The sequence below is a fragment of the Mycobacterium kyorinense genome, from assembly GCF_002101735.1.
GTDB classification, from domain to species: domain Bacteria; phylum Actinomycetota; class Actinomycetes; order Mycobacteriales; family Mycobacteriaceae; genus Mycobacterium; species Mycobacterium kyorinense.
This window is the reverse complement of record NZ_LQPE01000038.1, coordinates 51,257-67,581: the sequence shown is the minus strand read 5'-3', so window position 1 is coordinate 67,581 and position 16,325 is coordinate 51,257. Positions and strand designations below refer to the sequence as shown.

Here is a 16,325-nt window from a genome sequence, read left to right as displayed (position 1 = left end):
CCTCAATTCCCGTTGTCGGGGGCACAGCGGCGCGCGGGACGTAGGATCGGCCCAGCCGACGTCTGGAGATTCGGATGGTTGACATGGCCGACAAACGCCCCGTGAAGATCGCGATCATCGGCGCCGGCATGTCGGGCCTGTGCATGGCTGCCAAGCTGCAAGACGCCGGCATCGACACGTACACCATTTTCGAGAAGGCCGACGACGTCGGCGGAACCTGGCGCGACAACACCTACCCGGGACTCACCTGTGACGTGCCGTCGCGGTACTACTCGTATTCGTTCCGGCCCAACCCGAACTGGTCGCATCTGCTGCCGCCAGGTCCGGAGATCCAGGCCTATTTCCGGCAAGTGGCCGACGAGCTGGCAATCCGCCCGCACATCAGGTTCGGCACCGACGTCGTCTCGGCAAGGTACGACGACGGACGCTGGCGGCTGACCACCGCCGACGGCGAGGAGTCGTTCGACGTGCTCATCACCGCGACCGGAGTGCTGCGGGTACCCCGTTATCCGGACATCCCGGGTCGGGAGACGTTCGCCGGTCCGGCTTTTCATTCGTCACGCTGGGATCACTCGGTTTCCTTGCCGGACAAGCGGATCGGGCTGATCGGTACCGGATCGACCGGTGTGCAGATCACCGCGGAGCTCGGCGGCAAGGTTCGGCAGCTCACGGTGTTTCAGCGCACCGCACAGTGGATCTGCCCGATGCCCAACCTGCGCTACTCTGCGCTGACCCGGGCGGCGTTGCGCCGCTGGCCGCGGCTGAACGACGTGCCGTACCGGTTCTGGGGCGCCTATGTGCGGCGCATGTTCGGCCGGGCACCGATTCGTCCCTGCTTCCAGCGCAAACTCTTTGCGGCTCAGTGTCGATGGAATTTGCGGCTCTCGGTGCGCGACCCGGCGTTGCGGGCCAAGCTCACCCCGAAAGACCAGCCGATGTGCAAGCGGTTGATCTTCGCCGGCCACTTCTACCGATCCGTGCAGCAGCCAGGCGTCGACTTGGTCACCGAGGCGATCGACCACATCGAGCCGCGCGGCGTCGTCACCGCAGACGGCGTTTTGCATGAGCTGGATCTGCTCGTGTACGCCACCGGGTTTGACGCGCGTGCCTACGTGCGTCCACTGGAGGTGATCGGTGAGAACGGGCTCACTCTGAACGAGGCCTGGGCGGATGGCCCGACGGCGTATCGCTCGGTCGCGGTGCCCGGCTTCCCGAACCTGTTCATGCTGATGGGTCCGCACTCGCCGATCGGCAACCAGTCGCTGGTGCCGATCGCGGAGGATCAGGCCGACTATGCGATGTGGTGGATCAACCAGATCCGGGACGGAAACGTCCGCGCCGCCGCCCCCACCGAGGTGGCCACCAAGGAATACAACGAGAGCATGAAAGCCGCGATGCCGCAAACGATCTGGGTCACCGGCTGCAACAGCTGGTACTTGGGCAAAGACGGCCTGCCCGAGTTGTTCCCGTGGGCGCCGGAGCGTCACCGCGAACTACTGCGTGAACCCGAACTCGCCCACTTCGACATCCGCTGATCAGGACGTCCCGGCCCGTTTCGCATACCCGGTGCGCTGCCCGGTGTCGACGGCGGTGAACACCCGCTCGGTACCCAACGCTCGGCCGAGCGCCTCGCCCAGCCGTCGCGGCAAAAACCGCTGCACGGCGACCGCGGCCGCTATCGATCGCGGAACCAACACGCGCGCTTTCGGTTTCACAATCAGGCCGGCGACTGCCTTGGCGACGTCGTCGGGCTCCGCGTTGCGGAATCCCTTCGCGTGTCCCACGCCGGCGATCATCTCGGTGTTCGTCAACGTCGGCAGTACCGCGGAGAAGTGGACGCCGCTGCCGCGGTTTTCCAGCCGAACGGTGTCGGTGAATCCGAGCACCGCGTGCTTCGTGGCGCAGTAGGTGGCAATGCCGGCCGTCGGCTGCACGCCAGCCAGCGACGCGATGTTGATGACTTGACCACGACCGCGCGGCAGCATCCGTTGCGCCGCCAATTTGGTGCCCAGGATCACGCCGTAGACGTTGACGTCGAGCAGACGCTTGGTGACGGTATCGGCCTCCTCGACGGCGCTGCCCACCGCGATGACGCCCGCGTTGTTCACCAAGACATCGACGGGCCCCAGCCGCTCCTCGACCGCGTCCAGGAAATCGGTGAAGGACTGGCGGTCCGTCACGTCCAATCGGCGGTGAAAATCCAGTCCCTCACCCGCCTGCTTGGCCGCCGATTCGTCGACATCCCCGATCGCGACCTTGGCGCCCAATCGGTGCAGAAGGCTCGCCGTGGCCAAGCCGATTCCTCGAGCCCCACCCGTGACCGCCACGACTTTTCCCGCGACAGGCATGGGCCACATCATTGCACGCCCGCCGGCCTGCGGTACGAATGACGAGTGCCCGATCCCACCGTGCTGCTGCTGTCGACGTCCGACACCGACCTGATCACGGCCCGCGCCAGCGGGGCCAACTACCGGTGGGCCAACCCGGCGCGGCTGTTGCCCGACGAGTTGCCGGCGCTGCTGCAGACCGCCGACGTCGCGGTGGTCCGGATCCTCGGCGGCTATCGGAGCTGGCAGGCCGGCATCGACACGGTGCTGGCCAGCGGCGTGCCGGCCGTGGTGGTCAGCGGCGAGCAGTCGCCGGATGCCGATCTGATGGAGCGCTCCACCACGCCGGCCGGGATCGCGGTGCAGACCCACATCTATCTGGCTCACGGCGGCGTCGCCAACCTGCGCCAACTGCATGCGTTCCTGTCGGACACGCTATTGATGACCGGGTTCGGGTTCACGCCGCCGCAGAGCATGCCGACGTGGGGAATGCTCGACCGCACGGCCGCAGACGCGCTTGCGATCGGCCCGACGATCGCGGTGCTGTACTACCGCGCCCAGCACCTGGCCGGCAACACCGGCTACGTCGAAGCGCTGTGTCAGGCGATCGAAGCCGCGGGCGGCCGGCCGCTGCCGGTGTACTGCGCGTCGCTGCGCACCGCCGAACCCGACATGCTCGAGGTGCTGTCGCACGCCGACGCGATGGTGGTGACCGTTCTGGCCGCCGGGGGAGTCAAGCCCGCGACGGCGTCCGCCGGCGGCGATGACGACAGCTGGAACGTCGAACACCTGGCCGCCCTTGACATCCCGATCCTGCAGGGACTCTGCCTGACCAGTTCGCGGCAGCAATGGCAGGACAACGACGACGGGCTGAGCCCCCTCGACGTCGCCAGCCAGGTGGCGGTCCCGGAGTTCGACGGGCGCATCATCACGGTCCCGTTCTCGTTCAAGGAGATTGACGACGAGGGGCTGATCTCCTATGTGGCGGACCCGGAGCGTTGCGCGCGGGTGGCCGGTCTGGCTGTGCGGCACGCACGGCTACGCCGGATTCCGAACGCCGACAAGCGGATCGCCATTGTGTTCTCCGCTTATCCGACCAAGCACGCCCGGATCGGCAACGCGGTCGGACTGGACACCCCGGCCAGCGCCGTCGCGCTGTTGAGGGCGATGCGCGAGCACGGGTACCAGATCGGCGAGCTGCCCGGCGTCGACGCCCAAGACGGTGACGCGTTGGTGCACGCGCTGATCGAACGCGGCGGCCAGGACCCCGACTGGCTGACCGATGGTCAGCTGGAAGGCAATCCGATCCGTGTGTCCGCCAAGGATTATCGCGCCTGGTTCGCCACTCTGCCCGCCGAGTTCACCGACGCGGTGCAGCAACACTGGGGGCCGCCGCCCGGTGAGCTGTTCGTCGACCGCAGCACCGACCCCGATGGCGAAATCGTCATCGCCGCACTGCAGGCCGGCAACGTCGTGCTGATGGTGCAGCCGCCGCGGGGATTCGGCGAGAACCCGGTGGCGATCTATCACGACCCCGACCTACCGCCCAGCCACCACTATCTGGCCGCCTATCACTGGCTGGACACCGGGTTCAACGCCCACGCCGTGCTGCATCTGGGCAAGCACGGCAACCTGGAGTGGCTGCCCGGCAAGACACTGGGCATGTCGGCGGCGTGCGGATCCGATGCGGCGCTGGGCGATCTGCCGCTGGTCTACCCGTTCCTGGTCAACGACCCGGGCGAGGGCACCCAGGCCAAACGCCGCGCGCACGCCGTGCTGGTCGACCACCTCATCCCGCCGATGGCCCGCGCGGAAACCTACGGCGACATCGCCCGGTTGGAGCAACTGCTCGACGAGCACGCCACGATCGCCGCGCTGGATCCCGGCAAGTTGCCCGCTGTCCGCCAGCAGATCTGGACGCTGATCCGCGCCGCCAAGATGGACCACGACCTGGGGCTGACCGAGCGGCCGGAAGACGACTCGTTCGACGACATGCTGCTGCACGTCGATGGCTGGCTGTGCGAGATCAAAGACGTCCAGATCCGCGACGGCCTGCACATCCTCGGCCAAAAGCCCACTGGCGAACAGGAATTGGATCTGGTGCTGGCGATCCTGCGGGCTCGCCAACTGTTCGGCGGCGAGCACTCGGTGCCCGGGTTGCGTCAGGCGCTGGGGCTGGCCGAGGACGGCACCGACGAGCGGGTGTCGGTCGACGAGGTCGAGGCGGCGGCACGGCACTTGGTGAAGGCGTTGCAGGACACCGGCTGGGAGCCCGACGCCGCCGATCGGCTCACCGACGACCCCGCCGTCGCAGCCGTGCTGCGTTTCGCCGCCACCGAGGTGGTGCCGCGGCTGGCCGGCACCGGGGCCGAAATCGAGCAGGTGCTAAGGGCTTTGGACGGCCGGTTCATCGCGGCCGGGCCGTCGGGCTCACCGCTGCGCGGCCTGGTCAACGTGCTGCCCACCGGACGCAACTTCTACTCCGTGGACCCCAAGGCGGTCCCCTCGCGCCTGGCATGGGAAACCGGTGTGGCGATGGCGGATTCGCTGCTGGCGCGATACCGCAGCGACTACGGCGATTGGCCGCGATCGGTCGGGCTGTCGGTGTGGGGGACATCGGCGATGCGCACGGCTGGCGACGACATCGCCGAAGTGCTTGCGCTGCTGGGGGTTCGGCCGGTCTGGGACGACGCGTCGCGACGGGTGGTCGGGCTGACGCCGATCCCACTGTCGGAGTTGGGCCGTCCTCGCATCGACGTGACGGTGCGGATCTCCGGCTTTTTCCGCGACGCCTTCCCGCACGTGGTGACGATGCTCGACGACGCGGTGCGGTTGGTCGCCGGCCTCGACGAATCGGCCGACGACAACTACGTGCGCGCCCACGCGCAGGCCGACCTCGCGCAGCATGGCGACGAACGACGGGCCACCACAAGGATTTTCGGCTCCAAGCCGGGGACCTACGGGGCGGGCCTCTTGCAGCTGATCGACAGCCGCAACTGGCGCGACGACGCCGACCTGGCGCAGGTGTACACGGCCTGGGGCGGATTCGCCTACGGCCGCGGGCTGGACGGCCGCGAAGCCACCGACGACATGAACCGGTCCTACCGGCGCATCGCGGTTGCCGCCAAGAACACCGACACCCGCGAGCACGACATCGCCGACTCCGACGACTACTTCCAATATCACGGCGGCATGGTCGCCACCGTGCGGGCGTTGACCGGTCGCGCGCCGGCCGCCTACATCGGCGACAACACCCGGCCCGACGCCGTCCGCACCCGCACGCTGTCGGAGGAAACCACCCGGGTGTTCCGCGCCCGCGTCGTCAATCCCCGCTGGATGACCGCGATGCGCCGGCACGGCTACAAGGGTGCCTTCGAGATGGCCGCGACGGTCGACTACCTGTTCGGCTACGACGCCACTGCCGGCGTGATGGCCGACTGGATGTACGAGCAACTCACCGAGGCTTACGTGCTCGACGCCGAGAACCGCAAATTCATGGCCGAGTCCAATCCGTGGGCGCTGCACGGGATGGCCGAACGGTTGCTGGAAGCGGTGAGCCGCGGCATGTGGGCCTACCCACAACCCGACACCCTCGACGGGCTTCGGCAGGTGCTGCTGGAAACCGAAGGCCACCTCGAGGGTTAGCCGGACCAGCAGACGCAAAGTCCCGAAATCCGCCCGGTTTAGGGTCATTTTGCGGCTGCTCGCCGGTAGATTCGGTGCCGTGGCACCCACCTTTGCCGACCTCGCGAAGTCGCGCTACGTCTTGCTGACCACCTTCACCAAGGACGGACGCGCCAAGCCGACTCCGGTGTGGGCGGCGCCTGACGGAGACCGGTTGCTGGTCATCAGCGAGGAAAAGTCGTGGAAAGTCAAGAGGATCCGCAACACCCCGCGGGTGACTCTGGCGATCTGCGACCTTCGCGGCCGTCCCAAGAGTGAGCCGATCGAGGCGACGGCCACCATCCTCGAGAAGACCTACAACGGCTCGGTCTACCAGGCCATCGGCGACAAGTACGGAATCGTCGGCGCGGTGTTCAACTTCTTCAGCAAAATGCGCGGCGGCATGGAGAAGAACGTCGGAATCGAGCTGAGCTCCATGTGATTTTAACCTCCACAGGTGCAGCCGGCTTCTGGTAGTTAACTATTGAAGGCTTCGGGAGGACGATTGAGCGGACGATTCACGCGGGCCAGCGTTGAAGGAGTAACTGACGTCCTTGAAATATGTAGCCGTGCAACCTAATTGAGCACGACGGGTAATGCACCCGCGTCGTGGATGTGTCCGACCAAGCGTCGCCCTTGTGCATCATTGCGTCCATTGGTGAGGACGGCCAGGCTTGCGGCGTTCGTAAATGCAGCGAGGGTGTCATAGCGACTCGCCAATGTCGGGAAGTAAGGCAATGTCCTCTGGCTGCCCATTGCGGAAGAGAGCGGCGAGTTCACGCACCCGCCTTTTCGCCCAGTCAACACTGAAGCGACTCAATACTTCGTACTCGTATTTGAAGCGTTGTGCCCGATCCCCCACCCATTTGGCCGCTTGGCCCGTGACTATGCCTTCGCAGTACCAGTAGAGAAGGTCATCGAGGCTGCCTGACCGGTCGAAACCGAGCTTTCCGCGCTCATAGAAAGCGAAATGATATGAACCGTCGTCGGCGATGAAAATATTGAGGCCGTCCTTAGTCCGCATTCCGACTGGCATAGTGCGGTCGCCCAGCTTCTCCGAAAGCCGATCGATTTCGATTTGAAGTTCCCTGGATTTATCGTCCAAGGGGTTGTCGGAACTCAGGATACACCTGGCACGAACTCGTGCGGCGCCGTGCTGAGCTATTTTCGGACAAGAAAGCGGCCTGAGCATTTCCTGGGCTGGATGGCAATCGCTGTCATTCCATTTCGAGAATACCGGCATGGGCTACGTCAAAATATTCGACGATGCGATCTCTCACCCACTCCAGTTGCTCTTTATCGGTTTGAGGTTCAAAACTGACTTGCTGAACCAACTCTTCGAGCGACACATTGACCGCTGGGGAAAACTTTGTGAAATACTGCCATTTGTAAGATTGGTCGGAAAGACCAAATACGTTTGACGCATCCAGCGGTGCGATCATGCAATTCACACTACCCTCCCGCGAGGATCTGTAGACTTGTATTTTACAGTCGTCGGACCGGTAGTAAACGACAGAACCCCGCCGCCCTCCTTCATCAACATTGTTGTCGACTTCATCTAGCGTAAACCCGAGGTCAGCCAATAACGGGCCGACAACCGCTTCGACTTCTGCCGGAAAACCGTCCGTCACGGCTGGCCGCCTTCTATTCGGACCCAGGAATTCCCGACTCGCTCGTATCCGTATTCGGCCGCGTGTTCGGTTAGGTACCGAATCTCCATCGCAGAAAAGGACTTCGGATCTGAACGGACCACATCTTCAAGCGAAGAGAATCCTTTGGGTACAACGTATTCGATGCGGGACACACCGTCCTCCATTTGGGTGCTGAGGAACTGTTCGTTGACTTGCCAGGCCAGTCCTCGCTCTTGTGCGTCGGTGAGTCCGTTGGTGAGGGCGTCCCAGGATGGGTTGCCGGTGTCGAAGTAGATTCCGCCGTTGGCTCGGGCTTCGCCGATGTAGCCGTCTTCTGGGCCGGCCCACTTGCCCAGGACTACTCGGTCTGGGTTGTCGCCAATGTAGTGGGTCGACATGTCGGCGAGTTGTTGGCTGAGCTGGGGGGTAGGTCCACCGTGCGCGAACGCGTGATTGAGATCCATGGCCGCCTGGTCTGCCCACGGATTGTAAATGGGAGGATGATCGAAGCCGAGCGGTGCGTGCGGCGAAACCGCCGGTCCGGTGTCGAGGACCCCGGCGCCTATCTCGCCCATTTCGCCTGCAACAGCGGCTCCTTCGCCACCGAAGAGCATCCCGGGCAGGGCCACAGCGGCGTCGGAGGCTTTGCCGCCCAGGTAGTAGGCCGGGTCCGGTGAGCCCACCGCGTTGGCGATTTCGCCGGCCGCCGCGCCCACCGGGTTCTGGGCCGTCTCAGCGGTGCCTTGGAGCATCTGTTTCCAGGAGTCCAGGACGCCGGGTGCGCCTGGTCCTCCTTGCCCGATAAGGTTCTTGATCTCTTGTTCGGTGGCCCGCCAGCGGTCACCAAACCCCTCCCCGAATCCCGGGGGCGGTGGCCGCTGGGGCGTGGGCGGCACGGCGTGGGGTCCGCCGTTGCTCATCCATTGCTGGACGTTCGCCGTCATCGCCGCCAGGCGAGCCTCGATCTGATCGGGCGGCACACCGTCGGCGGCCATGCTTTGGCGGGCCATCGCCTTGAAGCTCTCCACGTCTGGTGAGTTGAGCTGAGGCGGCGGTGCCCCAGGGACGCCGGCTTGTTGTTGAAGCCGGCTCAGCAGGTCGGGCAGGCTCCCAGCAGGAGGCTGTTGACCCGACGGCTGGCCCCGGCCCAGCACGAGGTCTTCCAGTGTCGGCGGCTTGCCTGTCGGGTCGGCGGGTGTCGGGCGGGGTTGCGCCGGTGGAGTACCGCCAGGCGGATGTGCAGGGGCATCCGGCGATTGGGTTCCGGTGCCCGCCCGAAGTACCGCCGCCAGGTCGGTGTTGGTGTTCTCGGCGGTGGTCAGCAGCGCGGTGATTTTGTGTTGCAGATCTTCGACTTTGGCCTTGATCTTCGCGACGTCCTCGTCGGCCATGCCGGTGGTATCCGGTGGGCTCACCGTGTTGGTCTTGGTGTCGATGTGCACCGCGGGGGTGGCGTTCGCCTCGCCGAAAATCTCGCTGAGCTGCTTTTTAACCGCCGCGACTTCCTGAGCGGCGTGCCCGGCACCGGCCCACACCTGAAACGCGGCTTGCGCCGAGAGCTCCATTTTGCCGCTGGTCTTGGCCAGCGCCTCTTGGGCGGCCGTGGCTGCCTCACCATGCCAAGTGGTGAACACCGGAAGATTCGCAATGTTTTGCGCGGCTTCTCGGCTGTGCCGTGCCCGCGCTGCGGCGGCCTCGGCGATCTCGTTGACCTGCTCGGGATCCCACTCCTGCAGGTCGGCGATGCTCAACCCCACCCGGCACTCATCCGCTCGGCCAAATCCGAAACGGTCGCGTCAATGGTGGTGCGCGCATCGGTGTCGGTGGCGTCGTATTTGTCGGCCGCGGTGCGCAAATCGTCGGCGTGGTTACAAAGCTCGCCGTGGTGGCTGGCGGTTTCGTCCGTCCAGTACGCCGCCAATTCCGCTAACGCCGCCGCGCTCTCGCCGATAACTCCACCGTGGGCAGCAGCGATGCGCTCATGAGCCGCCCCATGCCCGGCCAACAAATCCGCGGCGTGGGTGTCAACGTGCTCACCCGCCAACTGCACATCCGCCGAGTCAACCCCCAAATTCTCGTCCATCACCACCGCCCGCTCTCTCGCCCAGGCCTACGGGTTTGGGCAGCAGTTTACCGCCGCCCTAAGACCACGTGATGCGGCAAAACCTAATCCGCCGTCGACTTCGGCCTGGGTGCGGTGCTCATCGCGCCGCGATTTGCAACGGCGTAGATACGCCTCGGGGTCATCGACCGACACCTGGATGTCCCCTAACCACTGGTAGCTGGTGTACTGCTTCGATGGCGACGAAGCGTCATCGACGAGGCGGCGTGGTGTGAAGACTCTTCATGCAATGTGTCGGGTGTTAGAACAGCGGCGGCGCGCGCTAAAACAAGACCTGGGGCATCGCCAAATTGGTGTGGCGGCGTGCCAGGTGTTGGATGATCTGCTCGGGCAGGCTCGCGCGGTGGCTGCTCAGGTGCCCGCGGATGCCCCCATCACCCTCAGCTACATCGAGAATCAGATGGGTGATGAAATTGAGACGCTGCGGGTGATCTCGGTGACGCTGACCCGGATGGCGGACCTGATGAACGAAGCCGAAGATGTCATCTACGAGCGCCGCCAGCCCTTTATCCGCTTGATCGGCCGCATCGAATCCGCGGGTTACGCGGTAGACACCGACACGTTCACCACCGTGACCGATCCCCGGGACTGGTCAGTTCTAGACAGCATCGACGACCCCGGGGTCCACGTCGTGTTGGCTGCCGACAAGATCGCCCGCGCCGAGCAGGCCGCGCTCTATCAACAACGCCTGCAGCGCATGGACGCCGCGATCAACCGGATCGAAGCCGACTATGCCCAGAAAATTCGCGACCTCACGCATCAGCCCCGCGTGTAGTCTTGGCAGCCTCGCGCATGCCGCGTGACAAAATTGCGTCCATCGCGCTGGGCGTGAGGATTTCTGCGGAGATGGCTGCGCTGAGTTGGGCGCCCAAGACAGGGCCGCTGTTGACCCGACCCTAGCCGGGCTTACCCAACACCTTAGCACGATGTGCCGGTATCCCTTGTCGCCCAGGGTGTTTGGTGGGTATTTCTTGGTGAAATAGAATCTAGGGCTCTACTTGGCCGCTTCTGTTCGCAGGTGCTCCCTGAAGAACGCGAAGACCCGCGCCCACGCGTCCTGCGTGGCGGCCTGGTTGTAGCCGAAACCGGTGATGCGAAGCAGCGGTTGGGCCGGCAGCTTGTTGGCGAAGCTGTGCCCGGCGCGCGGATAGACCTTCACGTCGTTGGGGATCGCCTTGCGCTCCAGAACCCGCTGCAGCTTCGAGGGAGCCCCCATACCCAGGGGGTCGCGGCTGCCAAAGCTGGCCACTACCGGGCATGCCCCGTCCAGCGCCTGGTCGAGATGGCGGGGCAGCGGGGTGCCGTAGAACGGCGCCGAGGCGCCAAAACCCTTGGGCGACATCACCAATGCGAACTGGCCGCCCATGCAGAAACCGGCGATGCCGACCTTGCCGGAGCACTGCGGCAACGACAGCACGTGGTCGCGGGCAGCCAGGATGTCGTCCTGAGCAGGGCCGGCGCGCTGGGTCAGCAGCTCGCGCATGACCTTCGGGACGCAGCGTGCCCGGCCACCGCGCGCGAACAGGTTCGGGGTGATCGCGATGTATCCCGCGGCGGCGATGTGGTCGTTGACCGCTTCCTTGTCCGGTCCGTAGCCGATGGCGTCGTGAATCACCACCACGCCCGGAAAGGGGCCCTGCCCGTCGGGAACATCGAGCAGCGCATCGATCGGCCCGGCCGGAGTGTCCATCTGGATTGTCGTCACGACAGACATCTAACCGCGCCGCGCGCGGCGACGGAACTCCCGCGACAGGCGCGCGCGTTGGCATCACATGGTGTCGCGACTGTTTTTCGGTTACGTCCTTATCGAGCTCGCAGTGGTGGTGGCGCTGGCCCACATGATCGGGCTCGGGTGGACGCTGCTGGTGCTGCTGGGCACCGTCGTCGTCGGCGCCGCGCTGGCCGGATCGCGGGTCAAGCGCCAACTCGCAGACATGGTGGCGGGCCGCAGCCCGGTGACCGACGGCGCGCTGACCGCGCTCGGCGCCGCGCTGCTGGTCGTCCCGGGGCTGGTCACCAGCGTCGTCGGGCTGCTGCTGCTCTTCCCGCCCATGCGAACAGTCGCCCGCCCGCTGGTGGTCGCGATGGTTGCCCGCCGCATCGGCCGCCCGCTGGTCACTCCCGCCCGGCCCGACGTCATCGACGGCGAGGTCATCGACGTTATCGACGTCGAGCCGCCCCGACTGCCTTAGTTTTGCGGCTGTGACAACCCTGTTGCTGCACGGCCGGGTGCACAGCCCGACCCACCCCGACGCCACCGCGATGGCGGTCCGCGACGGCGTGGTCGCCTGGCTGGGCAGCGACGACGTCGGCCGCGGCCAGTTCCCCGACGCCGACATCGTCGACCTCGCCGGCAGTTTTGTCGCGCCCGCGTTCGTCGACAGCCACATCCACCTCACCGCCACCGGCCTGACGCTCACTGGCCTGGATCTGCGTGCGGCCACGTCGCGGCAGCATTGTCTGCAGCTGATCGCCGACCACGCCGCCGCGCACCCCGATCGGCTGGTGTGGGGCCACGGCTGGGACGAGTCCGCCTGGCCGGAAAACAGCCCGCCGTCCACGGCCGACCTCGATGCGCTGCTCGGCGACCGGCCCGTCTACCTGAGCCGAATCGACGTCCACTCAGCGCTCGCCTCGACCGCCCTGCGGCGGCGCGCTCCGGAGTTGGCGGCGGCCGACGGCGTTGCCGACCAGCTGCCGCTGGCCGGCGACGCGCATCACCTGGTCCGCGCCGCGGCTCGCGACCTGCTCAGCCCCGCTCAATTGGCCCAAGCCCGCATCGCCGCGCTGGACGCCGCCGCGGCAGCGGGCATCGTCGCCGTGCACGAGTGCGCCGGTCCGGAAATCGGCGGCCCCGACGACTGGGAGGCGCTGCGCGCTGTCGAGCACGGCGTCGATGTGATCGGCTACTGGGGCGAAGCGGTGCACAGCGCGGCGCGCGCCCGCGAACTCGTCGCCGAGACCGGCGCGCTCGGGCTGGCCGGTGACCTGTTCGTCGACGGCGCGGTGGGCTCTCGCACCGCCTGGCTGCACGAGCCGTACGCCGACGCCCCGGAGACTGCCGGCAACTGCTACCTCGAGCCGGAGGCGATCACCGCGCATCTACGGGCCTGCACCGAGGCGGGTGTGACGGCGGGTTTCCACGTCATCGGTGATGCTGCGGTGTCGGCCGCGGTCGCGGCTTTCGAGCGGGTGGTCGACGAGCTCGGGACCGTCGCGGTCGCCCGCTGCGGGCACCGGTTGGAGCATCTGGAGATGGTGACCGCCGAGCAGGCGGCCAAGCTGGGCGCCTGGGGCGTCATCGCCAGCATGCAGCCCAACTTCGATGCGTTGTGGGGCGGCAGCGACGGCATGTACGCCCGCCGACTGGGCAGCGATCGAGGTAGCCGACTGAACCCGTTTGCGCTGTTAGCATCCCAAGGCGTGCCTCTCGCGTTCGGATCCGACGCTCCGGTGACGGGCCTCGATCCGTGGGCGAGCGTGCGGGCCGCGGCTCATCACCACACTCCGGACAGCGCGGTGTCCGTGCGGGCGGCGTTTGCCGCCGCCACCCGCGGAGGGTGGCGCGCCGCCGGAGTTCGCGACGGGTTGACCGGCTCCCTGGCGCCTGGCGCGCCCGCGTCGTACGCAGTGTGGGACGTCGGCGAACTCGACGTCGCCGCCCCCGACAACGCGGTGCAGCGCTGGTCGACCGACCCACGCTCGCGGGTGCCCGCTTTGCCGCGCCTGGCGCCGGGCGAGGCGCTGCCGCGCTGCCGGCAAACTGTGCACCGGGGTGCGGTTATCCATGGCTGAGGAACGGCGGCGCTTCGACGACGCCACCGAGATCCTTCCGCTGGTCGACGACGACGCCACCGGCGAGATCCCCGTACCGGACGAGGATGACGACCTCGACGACTTCGACGACCTCGACGAGTTCGACGGCAGTCCGGAACCGTCCGACCGGACCCGACCAGAGCCGGGCGAGGCGATCCGGGCCCGCCTTGCCGCGCTCGGTACTGCAATCCTGGCGCGGCTGCCGAGGATCGGCGACGCGCTGAAGCCGCGGCTGCTGCGGCTGGGCGCCACCATCGCCGCGGCGCTGCTGCTCTACGCCAGCTTCCCGTCGACCAACTGGTGGTGGGCCGCCGTCGTCGCGTTCGCGCTGCTGGCCTGGGTGTTGACCCGGGCCGCGACGACGCCGGCGGGCGGACTGGGCTACGGCTTCTTGTTCGGGCTGACGTTCTACCTGCCGCTGCTGCCGTGGATCGGTGCGCTGGTCGGCGCGATGCCCTGGATAGCGCTGGCGACGGTATCCGCGGCGTTCCCCGCCCTCTTCGGGCTGTCGGCCGTCGCGGTGCGCCGGTTGCCGGGCTGGCCGGTGTGGTTCGCGCTGGTGTGGGTGGCTCAGGAGTGGTTGAAGTCGACCGGCCCCTTCGGCGGATTCCCCTGGGGCGTGGTGGCATTCGGTCAAACCGATGGCCCGTTCCTGCCGCTGGTCCGGCTCGGCGGCCCCCCGCTGTTGTCGCTGGGAATCGTGCTGATCGGGTGCGCCGCAACCGCGATCACGGTCGAGGTCGTGTCCTGGTGGCAGAGCCCGCAACGGGCGGAGCGTGTCCCGGCGGTCATGCTGCCGACCGCCTGCATTTGCGTGGTGCTGTTCGCCGCGGTCGCCGTGTGGCCGCCGGTCCGGCATTCCGGGACGGGCGCGGGCAACGAGCCCGTCGTCACCGTCGCCGCGGTCCAGGGCAACGTGCCGCGACTCGGGCTGGACTTCAACTCCCAGCGCCGGGCGGTGCTCGACAACCACGTCCGGGAGACGCGGCGGCTGGCCGACGACGTGCACGCCGGGCGCGTCCCGCAACCCCAGTTCGTCGTCTGGCCCGAGGACGCGTCGGATATCGATCCGCTGGCCAACCCCGACGCGGGTCAGCTGATCACGGCGGCCGCGGCGGCGATCGGCGCGCCGATCCTGGTCGGAACGGTGCTCGACGTCCCCAACCGGCCGCCGGATCAGCCGGCATACACCAACACGGTGATCGTCTGGAATCCGGGCAGCGGGCCGGCCGAGCGCCACAACAAGCAGATCGTCCAACCGTTCGGGGAGTATCTGCCCTGGCCGTGGCTCTTCAAGCACCTGTCCGGATTCGCCGCCTGGGCCGGGCACATGGTGCCGGGCCAGAGCAGCGGCGTGGTGCACGCCGCGGGCATCCCGGTCGGGGTGGCCACCTGCTGGGAGGTAATCTTCGACCGCGCCCCGCGCGAATCGGTGCGCAACGGCGCCCAGGTGCTGGCCATGCCCAGCAACAACGCCACCTTCGACCAGACCATGAGCGAGCAGCAGCTGGCGTTCGACAAGGTGCGCGCCGTCGAGCACGACCGCTATGTCGTCGTCGCCGGCACCGTCGGCGTCAGCGCGGTGATCGCGCCGGACGGCCGGGAGCTGGACCGCACCGACTTCTTCGAGCCGGCTTACCTGGACACCCAGGTGCGGCTCAAGACGACGCTGACGCCGGCCACCCGCTGGGGGCCGGTCGTGCAGTGGATCCTGGTCCTGGCGGGCGTCGGCGCCATTCTGGCCGGAATACTGCACAATGGGTGGTTCCCGCGTCCTGATCGCCGCTGGCTTCGGCCGATGCGACGGGCCGCGCCCGCGGACGGATCCGAGGACCTCGCGTCGGAGGAAACGGACGAGGAGCCGCCCGACGAGGACCTGATCGACGAGGACGACGAACCGCTCGACGAGGGCGGCCGACATTCCGCCCGGTGAGGGCCAGACAAAGGAGCCATATGACGGGCGACCGTCCCACTCAGCGCACGCTGGTGATCATCCCTACCTACAACGAGCGGGAGAATCTTCCGCTGATTCTGCGTCGACTGCACGAGGCCCGTCCCGACGTGCACGTGCTCGTGGTCGACGACAGCAGCCCCGACGGCACCGGACAGCTTGCCGACGAGCTGGCGGCCGCCGACCCCGAGCGGATCCACGTCATGCACCGCACGGTCAAAAACGGGCTGGGGGCGGCCTACCTCGAAGGCTTCGCCTGGGGCCTGGGCAGGCAGTACTCGACGCTGGTCGAGATGGACGCCGACGGCAGCCACGCGCCCGAGCAGCTGCACCGCCTGCTGGACGCGGTGGATGCGGGCGCCGACCTGGCGATCGGTTCGCGTTACGTCGACGGCGGCACGGTCCGCAACTGGCCGTGGCGGCGCATCGTGCTGTCCAAGGTGGCCAACACCTATTCACGGCTGCTGCTGGGGATCGGGGTCCATGACATCACCGCCGGCTACCGCGCCTACCGGCGCGCGGTGCTGGAGAAGCTCGACCTGGACGCCGTGGACTCCAAGGGCTACTGCTTCCAGATCGACCTGACCTATCGCACGGTCAGCAACGGCTTCACCGTCGTCGAAGTCCCGATCACCTTCACCGAGCGAGAACTCGGCGTGTCCAAGATGAGCGGGTCGAACATCCGCGAAGCGCTGGTCAAGGTCGCCCAGTGGGGCATCAACGGCCGCCTGTCCCGCCAGCCGCGAGCGTGCGTGTCGCCGGTCGACACGCCGGACTAATTGCCGGGTTTACGCACGCTCGCTGCGGAACACCGG

12 protein-coding genes and 2 pseudogenes are annotated in these 16,325 nt (G+C 67.1%); 8 read left to right on the top strand and 6 right to left on the bottom strand.

Annotation, left to right across the window (positions count from 1 at the left end):
* The first annotated feature begins 83 nt into the window (after positions 1-83).
* A complete protein-coding gene (locus AWC14_RS06945; RefSeq protein WP_045379573.1) occupies positions 84-1,535 on the top strand; it encodes a flavin-containing monooxygenase in 1,452 nt (483 codons plus the stop codon).
* On the opposite strand, the gene AWC14_RS06940 is transcribed toward AWC14_RS06945, so the two are convergent.
* Positions 1,536-2,348, bottom strand: a complete 813-nt coding sequence (locus AWC14_RS06940; RefSeq protein WP_142281588.1) for an SDR family oxidoreductase — start codon at positions 2,346-2,348, stop codon at positions 1,536-1,538.
* 45 nt (positions 2,349-2,393) lie between these two features.
* Between AWC14_RS06940 and cobN the strand changes: the two genes are divergently transcribed.
* Both cobN and AWC14_RS06930 read left to right on the top strand, forming a co-directional pair.
* Positions 2,394-5,972 (top strand): cobaltochelatase subunit CobN, encoded by a 3,579-nt coding sequence (cobN, locus tag AWC14_RS06935; protein ID WP_045379421.1) that lies wholly within the window; start codon positions 2,394-2,396, stop codon positions 5,970-5,972.
* A 79-nt stretch (positions 5,973-6,051) separates the two neighbouring features.
* The gene (locus tag AWC14_RS06930) at positions 6,052-6,432 is read left to right on the top strand and encodes a PPOX class F420-dependent oxidoreductase (RefSeq protein ID WP_045379418.1); all 381 of its coding nucleotides are present in this window, start codon (positions 6,052-6,054) and stop codon (positions 6,430-6,432) included.
* A gap of 261 nt (positions 6,433-6,693) precedes the next feature.
* Here AWC14_RS06930 and AWC14_RS06925 read toward each other — a convergent pair whose 3' ends face one another.
* From AWC14_RS06925 to AWC14_RS06910, 4 genes are all read right to left on the bottom strand, one after another.
* Positions 6,694-7,113: a hypothetical protein gene (locus tag AWC14_RS06925; RefSeq protein ID WP_428838953.1), complete on the bottom strand. Its 420-nt coding sequence runs from the start codon at positions 7,111-7,113 to the stop codon at positions 6,694-6,696.
* A gap of 94 nt (positions 7,114-7,207) precedes the next feature.
* Positions 7,208-7,621 carry a hypothetical protein gene (locus tag AWC14_RS28025; RefSeq protein WP_142281587.1) on the bottom strand — a complete coding sequence of 138 codons (414 nt, stop codon included), beginning with the start codon at positions 7,619-7,621 and terminating at the stop codon, positions 7,208-7,210.
* Positions 7,618-9,378, bottom strand: a complete 1,761-nt coding sequence (locus AWC14_RS06915; protein WP_057003127.1) for a hypothetical protein — start codon at positions 9,376-9,378, stop codon at positions 7,618-7,620. The genes AWC14_RS28025 and AWC14_RS06915 overlap by 4 nt, the downstream gene beginning before the upstream one ends.
* Positions 9,369-9,704: a type VII secretion target gene (locus tag AWC14_RS06910; RefSeq protein WP_085241056.1), complete on the bottom strand. Its 336-nt coding sequence runs from the start codon at positions 9,702-9,704 to the stop codon at positions 9,369-9,371. Before AWC14_RS06910 ends, AWC14_RS06915 begins: the two co-directional genes overlap by 10 nt.
* Positions 9,705-9,981: 277 nt before the next feature.
* On the opposite strand from AWC14_RS06910, the gene AWC14_RS06905 reads away from it, so the two are divergent.
* Positions 9,982-10,518 carry a hypothetical protein gene (locus AWC14_RS06905; protein ID WP_142281586.1) on the top strand — a complete coding sequence of 179 codons (537 nt, stop codon included), beginning with the start codon at positions 9,982-9,984 and terminating at the stop codon, positions 10,516-10,518.
* Positions 10,519-10,737: 219 nt separating this feature from the next.
* Here AWC14_RS06905 and AWC14_RS06900 read toward each other — a convergent pair whose 3' ends face one another.
* Positions 10,738-11,448 (bottom strand): dienelactone hydrolase family protein, encoded by a 711-nt coding sequence (locus AWC14_RS06900; protein WP_045379564.1) that lies wholly within the window; start codon positions 11,446-11,448, stop codon positions 10,738-10,740.
* A 67-nt stretch (positions 11,449-11,515) separates the two neighbouring features.
* On the opposite strand from AWC14_RS06900, the gene AWC14_RS06895 reads away from it, so the two are divergent.
* The 4 genes and pseudogenes from AWC14_RS06895 to AWC14_RS06880 form a co-directional block, all read left to right on the top strand.
* The gene (locus tag AWC14_RS06895; RefSeq protein ID WP_045379408.1) at positions 11,516-11,935 is read left to right on the top strand and encodes an FxsA family protein; all 420 of its coding nucleotides are present in this window, start codon (positions 11,516-11,518) and stop codon (positions 11,933-11,935) included.
* A 70-nt stretch (positions 11,936-12,005) separates the two neighbouring features.
* Positions 12,006-13,538, top strand: a complete 1,533-nt coding sequence (locus AWC14_RS06890) for an amidohydrolase (protein ID WP_081968160.1) — start codon at positions 12,006-12,008, stop codon at positions 13,536-13,538.
* Positions 13,531-15,336, top strand: a pseudogene (gene lnt / locus AWC14_RS06885) (apolipoprotein N-acyltransferase); the annotation flags it as partial. The gene AWC14_RS06890 and the pseudogene lnt, both read left to right, overlap by 8 nt.
* Before the next feature lie 129 nt (positions 15,337-15,465).
* A pseudogene (locus tag AWC14_RS06880) lies at positions 15,466-16,289 on the top strand (polyprenol monophosphomannose synthase); the annotation flags it as partial.
* Positions 16,290-16,325: the final 36 nt, after the last annotated feature.